The sequence below is a fragment of the Alicyclobacillus fructus genome (assembly GCF_017329605.1).
GTDB lineage: Bacteria > Bacillota > Bacilli > Alicyclobacillales > Alicyclobacillaceae > Alicyclobacillus > Alicyclobacillus fructus.
This window is the reverse complement of the sequence record NZ_JAFMTY010000007.1, coordinates 123918-133861: the sequence shown is the minus strand read 5'-3', so window position 1 is coordinate 133861 and position 9944 is coordinate 123918. Positions and strand designations below refer to the sequence as shown.

Below are 9944 nucleotides of genomic sequence, written 5' to 3'. Positions count from 1 at the left end.
GTTCGGCCTTCGTCACGGTGATCCCTCCGTCAATGGATTCTAGAGGGATCATCTCGCAGAACAGAACCCGAGACTAGGTGTGCGCTATTTGACGCTCACCCCTAATAACACGTAGGGAATCACGACGGTTCGGCCCACCGACACACCGGCCAGCCGTGCAGCGGATGGGTTGTTTCCGATCGCATACACATATCGACCGACGACCGTATATTCCATAAAAAGGGTAAGAATGAACAGCAGAACAAGAAGCACGAGCACCGGCGCAGGTATGCCAAACAGCTTGAAGTTACCAATTGCCAAGAAACTGTTTGGGAGATTTTGCACCCACTGCCCGCCGGTTACGAGGTACATCAAACCTGAATACACACTCATAGTTCCGAGTGTCACAATGATGGGCGGCAGCTTGATAATACTTATCAACATGGCATTTAAGATCCCGCACACGATTCCCACAAAAAGTCCCAACACAACGCTAAGCCACACGGACTCACCTTTCAAAAGAAGCATTCCCACGACCAGAGTGACGAGGCCCATATTAGCCCCCACAGACAAGTCAATACCCTTTGTAATAATGACAAGACACTGACCTAAAGCTAGAATTCCTACAGTGACTGAATTCAAAAGAATGTTCAACAAATTGTTGGGTTCCAAGAAGCGCGGAGACACAACCAACATGACGACAAGCATCAGGAGTATAAATAGAGCGAGCGTATACTCTCGCCTTTTGAGCAGAGCCTTCATCGCTTCAGTCTCCCTTTAACCGATTTCCTGGGCCGATTACCGTTGCGCACTTCCGACCGGTTGCTCACTCACACCAGTCGCCAATTGCATCACCATTTCCTCCGTCGCGCCCTCCCCACGAATCTCACCCATCAGTGCTCCTTCACGCATCACCAAGATGCGATCCGACAAGGTCAAGATCTCGGGCAAGTCCGACGAGATGACTATCACAGCAACCCCAGATGATGCCAATTGATAAATCACCCGGTATATTTCACTTTTTGCACCCACATCAACGCCGCGGGTTGGTTCATCCAAAATCATCACTTGAGGAGCACGGGCAACCCATTTTCCGAACACAACCTTCTGCTGATTACCTCCCGATAGGTGTTCCACCCTCTGATCCGTCGATCGCGCCTTGATTTGAAGCTCGCTCTTAAGGCGCTCTGCCAGCATTCGCTCACGTTGATTGCGCGCAATTCCCCAGCGATATAACCAAGCTGCGTTCGGCACTGCTATGTTCCGCGCAATACTCAAACTCAGGGCGACCCCGTGACGGTGCCGATCCTCGGGAACGTATACAATGCCACTCTTCAAGGCATCTTGGGTGGAACGAATTTGAATAGGCTTCCCATCGAGCAGAATTTCCCCCTGGTCCGCAGGCGAAATGCCGAATAAAGCTTCGGCAACATCGGTTCTTCTTGAACCCACGAGTCCAGCGAGCCCAACAATCTCTCCAGGGTAAACTTCCAAACTAATGTCCCGAAAGACTTCCTTTTTCGTCAAATGACGAACCTGAAGCTTCGGCTTGTCTCCTCGAACGGGTGATGCCCGCCTCTGTAGATTTACGTCGCGCCCAACCATATGGCTCACAAGCAATTCCGGTGTAAGCTCCTTCGCATCGAACTGCCCTACCTGATCCCCATCTCGCATGACTGTAACGTGTGAGCAAAGGCTGAGAACTTCATGGAGCCGATGCGAAACGAATAACACGGCGGTACCTCTGTCCATCAGTTCGCGCACGACTCGAAACAGTGTATCGACCTCGTACTGTGAGAGAGTCGCTGTCGGTTCATCCAAAATCAACACCCTTACATCATGGACGAGGGCCTTGGCAATTTCAACCATTTGCTGTTCAGCAATGGTCAAATCTCGAGCAGCTGTCCTGACATCCAGAGAAATAGCAAGTTTATGAAACATCTCATCGGCCCGCTCATACATCGTTTTGCGCTCCAGCCATCGGACTGGGCCTATCCGACGCACCGGGTGAAATCCCATAAACACGTTTTCCGCGACCGATAATTCAGGCATTAACGAAGGCTCCTGGTGAACCGTAAAAATACCTAACTTGTGGGCCGCAGATGGACTCGGAATTGAGACCTTCTGGCCCGATACGTAGATGGCGCCGCCGTCAGGGCGATAGACACCCGAGAGCATCTTAATCACGGTCGACTTGCCGGCCCCATTCTCTCCCACGAGCCCAACGGCTTGCCCGGCAACGAGCTTAAGGTCAACTCCTTTGACCACAGTCACACCCGAGAATTGCTTGATAAGTTTCGTGGCTTCCAACACAATCGGTTCAGCCAACTGGGCCATCCCCTTTTCGAAGACAGAAAGGCGGAATGTATCTATCCTCAAAATCTCGGACACCAATCACCTGTATACGCTTACAGGGTCGATTATAAACAAAACAGAACGAAATGCAAACCGAAAATCAACACAAATCAACAAATTGTTCAACAAACCAAAATATCGAAGCACCCTCTAGAAAGCTGTCAATCGATTCGTATTCCGGCAACCGTCATCAGGGCCATTTGCGCTTGTGATGTATCGAGCCGAGACAACTGGACACCAAGTTCCACATCACATACAAGTTCAAGCGCATACGGTTCACCCACTGGTATGGTACGACCTGCGGCATCATGAAGCGTGTTCACTCTGATGTGGCGAGTTCTCTTAGCTGGACACGTCAACATGATCCCCTCTAATGGAGGCCGATCCTCAAAGAACACGTGTAACACGACCTCTGCATCACGATTGTGAGGATTCACTAGACACAGTGACTCGTGACTTTCAAACATTCCGGAACTGGAAGCAGGCAAAAATCCATCCGCAATCACCCATCGGTACATTCGTCCACCCCCAAGGACCTACTTTCAACTTGAACGAAGTCACAAATGTACTATCGCGCCCTCTTCCTCACCACCCACTTCCCCCCATGCCACGTTCCGAAATCTTATCCTGATATCCGCTCTCGTAGAACGCCTGCATCGGATCCAAAGGCAACCCCTTCTCTTCGCGCACTCTGTGCAACAATGGCCGCACATCCAGCTCGAAAGCTTCCCTCACAACCTGCTCCGCACCGAGCACGTCGTTCGCCTCCTGGCGATCTCGCAACAACTCCCAAGGAACTAGAAGCGCCTTGGCGAACTGCGTCTGAATATTGCACACGGAGCGGATCATCGCCGGAATCTTTGGCTCGATGACGTGGCTCTGGTCAATCATGTAGGCGATGGATCTCGCCGTCGCCGCGACCTTCTCGTCTCCGAACTGTTCGGCCTGGATGATTTGGCAGAAAATCAAGAAGAGCTCATACGGATGAATGGCCCCGACAATCAGATCGTCGTCCGCGTATTTTCGGCTGTTGAAGTGAAATCCTCCAAGCCGGCCTTCATCAAGCAGCACAGCGACAATGTGTTCGACGTTCACACCTTGCGCGTGGTGGCCGGTGTCGACGAGGACCTGAGCCTGGGGACCGAGTTTCTCAGCCGTGAGAAGCGCAAGCCCCCAGTCCGCGAGATCGGTGTGGTAGAACGCCGGCTCGAAGAACTTGTACTCGATGAGCATGCGCATATCGGCATCCAACGCCGCGTAGACCTCGCGCAGACACTCCTCCACCCAATGCTTTCTCCTGCGAAAATCGGCCTGCCCTGGATAGTTCGTGCCATCCGGAATCCAAAGACTTAGAACGTTCGACCCGACTTGGCGCATCACATCCACGCACTCCAGCATGTGAGCGACCGCCTTCTTCCGAATCTCAGGCCGTACGTTCGTGATGCTTCCAAGCATATAATCGTCGTCCTGGAACAGATTCGGATTCACGGCGCCAATGCGCAGCCCTTGGTTTTGGGCGTGATCGGCAAGTGCGTGGTAATCGTCGACCTTGTCCCAGGGGATGTGGATGGCCACGGATGGGCAAGCGCCGGTCAAACGATGTACCATGGCCGCGTCGTCAATTTTCTCAAACGGATTCCGGGGCACGCCAACCTTCTTGAAGACCTTGAACCGCGTCCCCGAGTCTGCATAGCCCCAAGAAGGCGTTTCCACCTCCAGCGCTGCCAGGCGCGCTGCCGCGGCGTCCAGGTCCACCCCGCGATCGCGGCACTCGGCCTCGAGAAGGGCGTACGCCCGATCACTCCATGTGTTCACGTGAATGGCCACTCCCTTCCGAGAAGGCGCCTCACCGCGGAAACGCGGCGGCGACGCCTCCATCAACAGTCAGCATGCACCCAGTGGTTTTGGACGATCTCGGCGAGCAGAAGAACAAAATCGCTTCCGCGATGTCCTCCGGCAAGATGTTGACGCCGAGGATGGTCCGCTTGCGGTAGTAATCCTCGAGCTCCTCCGGCGCAATTCCGTACGCGCGTGCGCGCTCCTCTCGCCAGGCCGAATTCCAGATGTTCGATCCCTGCAGGACCGCATCGGGCAAGACGATGTTCACGCGGATACCATGGGGTCCGCCCTCCACGGCCAGGCAGCGCGCAAGGTGGTTTTCCATGGCCTTGGCCGCGCTGTAGGCCGCAGCGTCTTTGCCGGCGTACACCGCGTTCTTCGATGTCACGAAGACCATGGCGCCGCCGCGGCCCTGTTCCACCATGACGCGAAACGCCTCCCGCGACGTCAAGAAGTAACCCGTCCCGAGCACGGCGACGTTCTTGTTCCACTCGGCGAGGGAGGTTTCCGTGATCGGCGCGGAGCTTGCCAACCCGGCGTTCGATACGAAGAGGTCGATCCCGCCGTAGAAGAGTACGGCCTCCTCCATCGAGCGCAGGACGGCTTCTTCCTTCGTCACATCGAGCGCCACTCCAACGGCTGCCCCGGGGCCGTGTTTTTCACACAACTCGTCGGCGAGCTCTCGGGCCGAGTCCGCGGCGAGATCGGCGATCACGACGTGCGCGCCCTCGTCCGCCAGCCGCCGCGCCGTGGCGCTGCCGATTCCGCCCGCGCCACCCGTGATGTAGGCGACCTTCCGGGACAACTCCTTTTCCGGCGGAGCGAGCGTCAGCTTGTAGAGTTCGAGCGGCCAATATTCCACATCGAACGATTCCTTCTCGTCGAGCGACACAAACTCGCCGATGGCCGTCGCGCCGCGCATAACCGCGATGGCGCGCCGATAGAGATCCAGCGCAATGTTGGCCATCTTCTTGTTTTTGCCCGTGCCGATGGCGCCAAGCCCCGGGATGAGGATGATGCGGGGAAACGGATCGTGCATGGGTACGTCGAGATCGACATTGCGCTCGTAGTAGGCGATATACGCGTCGCGATACGCCTGAAGGCCGTCCTTGAGCTTCTCCTTCAGGGCTTCGACCCCTTCAGACGGGTTCCAGTCGACGAACAGTGGACGGCGCTTGGTATGAACCAAGTGGTCCGGGCAGGCCGCCCCCACCTGAGAAAGCTGAGGCGCATCACAGCTGCTGGCGAACTCGAGAAACTCCGGGCTGTCGTCAAACGAGAGAATCGCCCCTTGACGCTCGGTCACGATGCCGCGCACAAACGGAAGAATCTTCACGGCCACCGAACGCCGCTCCTCCGCCGGCAAGGGCTCGTAGCGCAAGCCGCCGAACGCGGGCTTGCGCTTGGCCTCGCGCTCAATGTACTCGGCCGCCTCTCGGATGATCCGCATCGTGTTCGCGTAACACGCCTCGGACGTATCTCCCCAGGTAATCAGCCCGTGCTTCTCCATGAGCACGCATTCGCACTGCGGATTCGCGCGCACCGCCTCGGCGACGAGCTTCGACAGCGCAAAGCCTGGCCGCAGGTACGGGACCCACACGGCGCGATCGCCGAAGATCTCCTTCGCAACCTCACGCCCGCGAGTGCTGGTGCAGATGGCGATGATGCTGTCCGGATGCGTGTGGTCCACGTGCGCGTATGGAATGAACGCGTGCAGCAGCGTCTCGATGGACGACCTCGGGTGCTTCGCTTCCACCATGCAGTGCGCGAGGTACTCCACCATCTCCTCGTCTGTCATGGCTTCCCGCTCCATCAGCGGAAGCACCTCGTCCAAGCGAAGCGCCGTGAAGCTCTTCTCCGTGGCTTCCCCGAGGTCCGATCCGCTGCCCTTGACCCACATCACGCGGATTTCACGTCCCATGTGGTCCCGCATCGTGGTCTTGGCAGACGTGTTGCCCCCGCCCCAGTTACATACGCTGCGATCCGCGCCGAGGCGGCGAGATCGCTCGACAAGCTCCTGCAGGACGCTCACTTCATGTGTGACGATCACGACCGTTTCCTCCTCACTGCTCGAGTTTAGCCATCCGCGCCTGGCTGCCCTGCGCGATTAACGCGCGAAACCGCTCATACGGCTCTTGCCAGGCATCGGGGTGCCGGGGTTCGTAAAGGCGAATGGCGACCGACTCGCGGATGAGATCGCGCGCCTCATGTTGGCAAGCGATTTCGCCGAGCGCGACAAGCTGCATCAGGGCGTTCCCCCACGCGCTTGCCTCCGCAGGCCCGGCCACGACGGGCAGACCGAGGCAGTCCGCCGTCCATTGCGACAGCAATTCGTTCTGCGATCCGCCGCCAACGACGTGCACCGCGTCGAATCGGAAGCCGCTGATGCGCATCAGTTCCTCGACGACGAGGCGGTACTTGAGCACGAGGGACTCGAAAATGGCGCGAACCACCTCACCTCGGGTGAGGGGCGTCATCCTGCCGTCCCCCGCGCACGCCTCCTCAATCGCTCGGAGCATCGAAGGCGGGTGCAGGAAGCGCGGATCATCCGGATCGAACAGGTGGCCAAACGGCACCGCCTGGCGCGCTTCCGCGAGCAGTTGCGACAAATCGGCGGACTCGCCGCGCGCATTCCACTCGCGCTGGACCTCCTGAAGAATCCAGAGGCCCATCACGTTCTTCAACAGTCGATAGTTGCCCACGCCACCCTCGTTGGAAAAGTTGCCTTCCCGCGCCTCCTGAGACGTCACCGGCTCGGGTACCACGGTTCCCACGAGCGACCACGTGCCAGAACTGATGTACAGGTACGGCTGACGCGAGGCCGGCACGGCGACGACCGCCGACGCTGTGTCGTGCGAAGCGACGTGAACGACCAAGGGAGCCAAAGCTTCCGCCAGACGTGTGGCGGGGCCCAAAACCGTTCCCGGCGCGACGATGTCTGGAAAGAGGCTTCTTCGCAGTCCCAGTCGGGAGATCAGGGCATCGGACCAACGCCCGGTCTGCGCGGACACAAGCTGAGTCGTCGTCGCATTCGTGAACTCGGCCTGAGCCTTTCCTGTCAGAAAGAAGTTCAAGAGATCCGGAAGAAGCAAAAGAACTTCCGACTGATTCAGAAGATCAGGTTCCTCCGTCTGCAACGCAAGAAGCTGGTAGACCGTGTTGAAGGGGAGGTGTTGAATACCCGTTTCGGCAAAGAGTTGCTCGAACGCAACCAGGCGATGAGCGAGCAAACCCCCTCGCTCATGCGCCGAATCTCGATAGTGCCGGGGCGGCGCCACCAATCTGCCATCCGGGCCGAGGAGCCCGAAGTCGACGGCCCATCCGTCGATCCCGACGGACGTCAGGCCCGCCTCCGCACGGATCTGGGCGAGCCCCTGCACGATGTGCGCGTGAATCCGCTCGATATCCGTGCACAGGTGCGAATTCATCTCGACGGGGCGAGTCGAAAAGCGGTGACGCTCTTCAAGCGCGAGGCGCGAGCCATCGAAGATACCATGCATCACGCGCCCGCTGGAAGCGCCGAGATCGACCGCGGCGAGATGCAGCATGCGACCCACCCCCTGCCATGGGCGTGTAAAGGCTATCACGAGAAGGATTATACACGAAAGAATCTGTTTTGTGTTGTTTTATTTTTGATTTTGTGTGATTGGAGTTGGCCAGAACAGAAGGGGCGCATCGAAGTCAGTTCCGGGGTGTGGAGGAACCTGCGCAGGTGAGACCGCTCAGGTGCCCTGCTCTCCTAAAAAAGAAAAAACCCCGCCTCGCGGGCGGGGCCGTGATGTCCCAGGCTGTCACTGCTCGATGTGTGCTTCCAGGAACCACAGGTCCTGATCCAACTGACGTGAAACCTCCGTGAAAAGGTCTGCGGTGTCCGGATCGTGCTCTTCCGACTCCTCAATGAACTTGCGCGCCTCGTTCGCAACGATGGCCCAGCGATCCGCCAGAGCCTTGAGGACCTCCACATCCTGGGTGACGGACAAGTCCCACTTCGGAAGCTTCGTCTGCTGCGCGAGGTCCTGTACTGGAAGCCCGGCCACCCCGCCGAGAGCCGTCGCGCGCTCCGCCACATCGTCGATGGCTTCCACCAGGTGTGCGGCGAGATCGTCCAACATCTCATGGTAAGACAGGAAGTGAGGGCCTCGGACGTTCCAGTGCGCGAGTTTCGTCTGGTTCCAAAGGTCCGTGAGATGCACGACGTGCGTGTTGAGCAGTTCGATCATGCGTTTCTTCACGTCTTCGGGGAGATCGATGCGCGTGCGTTTCAATTGGGAGACGTTCGTAGCCATAGGACACCTCCATGGAATGGACTTGGGTCCAGTATACCCAAACCTGTCCAACAACCCAAATGGACGATCACGTTTCCACCAGCCCGAGCCAACGCGCAACAAGCGAGGTGGTGCTCGCCTGAACCAACAGCGTGGCGATCACGGCCGTCGCTGCGACCTGGGTGAACACGCTGCCTCCAGCCACCCCCGCGCCCTGGACGAGGCCGGCGAGCGCCATGGCGATGGTCCCCGTCTCGCGCACCCAGAAAAAGAAGGCAATCTCACGCCACGTCCATTTCGCCCGCCGGTCGGGCACAAGGCTCACAAGCACGGTCAGCGGCCGTGCGATCAACATGAAGGCTGCGACCACTCCGAGGACGAGATCGAGGTGATGCATCATCAGTTGAAGGTCCATCTGGCTTCCCAGGGACACAAAGATCAGAATCCGAAACTGAAGGGACAACGCGTCCACAAACGTCTCGAGCGACGCGCGATCCCGCTCGTCGATCCGAGGCAAGCGCTCTGGCGCATGCGCGAGGGCCATGCCCGCGGCAAAGTTCGCCATAAAGCCGCTCGCACCGACTTGAGCGGCGACGGCATAGCTCCCGAGCGCTGCGAGCACCAGAAACAGCGATCGACCGCCGGGCGTGACAGGTTTATGCCTTGCCACCAGCCAAGCTGCCGCCAGTCCAATCGCCACCCCAATGACGGCGCCGCCAAGCGCAAGGCGAACCAGCTCGCTCAAGAGGAAGCCCGCGCCTTCGTGTCTACCATTTGTCCCCATTGTGGCACGGCTCAACACAAGCGCAGTCAACATCGCTCCCGTCGCATCGGTGAAAGCCGATTCCGCGATCACGGCCTGAGCCACACGCGCGCGGATGGAAAGGCGCTGAAAGATGGGCACGAGCGCGGCCGGATCGGTCGACGCGAGAAGCGATCCGAGAAGGAGCGCGGACAGCACCGGCAGTTCCATGAGGATGTGCGCGGCGACGCCCACGACTGCGGCCGTCATGACGAGGCCGACGGTGGCGAGGAGCACGACAGACACCCAGATTTGGCGGAGCACCTGAAAGCGCATTTCGAGCCCACCTTGGAACACAATCCAGGCCGCGCCGAGCGAGAGGACGGCGTCGTGAAAGACGCCTTGCGCGGGAATGTGCAGCACACCCAGAACCGACGGGCCAAGCAAAAAACCGATGATCACGTAGACGACGATGTCGGGGAGACGCAGCCTCTCGGCCAGCCATCCCCCGACGGCGCCAGAACCCAGGATGACAAAGAGCGCGAATAGATACGTCTCAGCGATTTGCAGAGCGTTTGACGTCATGAGAACCTCCTTACACATAAAAAGGAGCCTGCCATTTGACAGACTCCACCTGGATTTCACATGCGATACAATTGTGCTGGCGGCCTTCTTGCGAAGGAAGCCCTCGCCTCCTTTATACCGAAATGAAGCCGCATCGTCAACGCGCGGACAGGACTTTTTCGGCGCTAGCGAGAAATGGT

The 9944-nt window shown here is 58.4% G+C and carries 8 protein-coding genes; all 8 read right to left on the bottom strand.

The window, feature by feature from the left end; genetic code table 11:
• Positions 1-84: 84 nt before the first annotated feature.
• Positions 85-741 (bottom strand): ABC transporter permease, encoded by a 657-nt coding sequence (locus J3481_RS05485; RefSeq protein ID WP_206882436.1) that lies wholly within the window; start codon positions 739-741, stop codon positions 85-87.
• A gap of 36 nt (positions 742-777) precedes the next feature.
• Positions 778-2307, bottom strand: coding sequence for a sugar ABC transporter ATP-binding protein (locus J3481_RS05480; protein WP_206830258.1), 1530 nt, complete (start codon positions 2305-2307; stop codon positions 778-780).
• A 188-nt stretch (positions 2308-2495) separates the two neighbouring features.
• Positions 2496-2852: a sensory rhodopsin transducer gene (locus J3481_RS05475; RefSeq protein ID WP_206830257.1), complete on the bottom strand. Its 357-nt coding sequence runs from the start codon at positions 2850-2852 to the stop codon at positions 2496-2498.
• A 67-nt stretch (positions 2853-2919) separates the two neighbouring features.
• The gene (rhaI, locus tag J3481_RS05470) at positions 2920-4149 is read right to left on the bottom strand and encodes an L-rhamnose isomerase (protein ID WP_328702009.1); all 1230 of its coding nucleotides are present in this window, start codon (positions 4147-4149) and stop codon (positions 2920-2922) included.
• A gap of 31 nt (positions 4150-4180) precedes the next feature.
• Positions 4181-6223, bottom strand: a complete 2043-nt coding sequence (locus J3481_RS05465; protein ID WP_206830256.1) for a bifunctional aldolase/short-chain dehydrogenase — start codon at positions 6221-6223, stop codon at positions 4181-4183.
• 13 nt (positions 6224-6236) lie between these two features.
• Positions 6237-7721, bottom strand: a complete 1485-nt coding sequence (locus J3481_RS05460) for a rhamnulokinase (protein ID WP_206830255.1) — start codon at positions 7719-7721, stop codon at positions 6237-6239.
• Between the two features lie 243 nt (positions 7722-7964).
• Positions 7965-8459 (bottom strand): DNA starvation/stationary phase protection protein Dps, encoded by a 495-nt coding sequence (gene dps, locus J3481_RS05455; RefSeq protein WP_206830254.1) that lies wholly within the window; start codon positions 8457-8459, stop codon positions 7965-7967.
• Between the two features lie 67 nt (positions 8460-8526).
• A complete protein-coding gene (locus tag J3481_RS05450) occupies positions 8527-9765 on the bottom strand; it encodes a cation:proton antiporter (protein WP_206830253.1) in 1239 nt (412 codons plus the stop codon).
• Positions 9766-9944 lie beyond the last annotated feature (179 nt).

Bases quoted from the DNA above. Each gene is read 5' to 3' on its own strand.
- J3481_RS05485 (WP_206882436.1), bottom strand. From the start codon at position 741: ATGAAGGCTCTGCTCAAAAGGCGAGAGTATACGCTCGCTCTATTTATA.
- J3481_RS05475 (WP_206830257.1), bottom strand. From the start codon at position 2,852: ATGTACCGATGGGTGATTGCGGATGGATTTTTGCCTGCTTCCAGTTCC.
- J3481_RS05460 (WP_206830255.1), bottom strand. From the start codon at position 7,721: ATGCTGCATCTCGCCGCGGTCGATCTCGGCGCTTCCAGCGGGCGCGTG.
- dps (WP_206830254.1), bottom strand. From the start codon at position 8,459: ATGGCTACGAACGTCTCCCAATTGAAACGCACGCGCATCGATCTCCCC.
- J3481_RS05450 (WP_206830253.1), bottom strand. From the start codon at position 9,765: ATGACGTCAAACGCTCTGCAAATCGCTGAGACGTATCTATTCGCGCTC.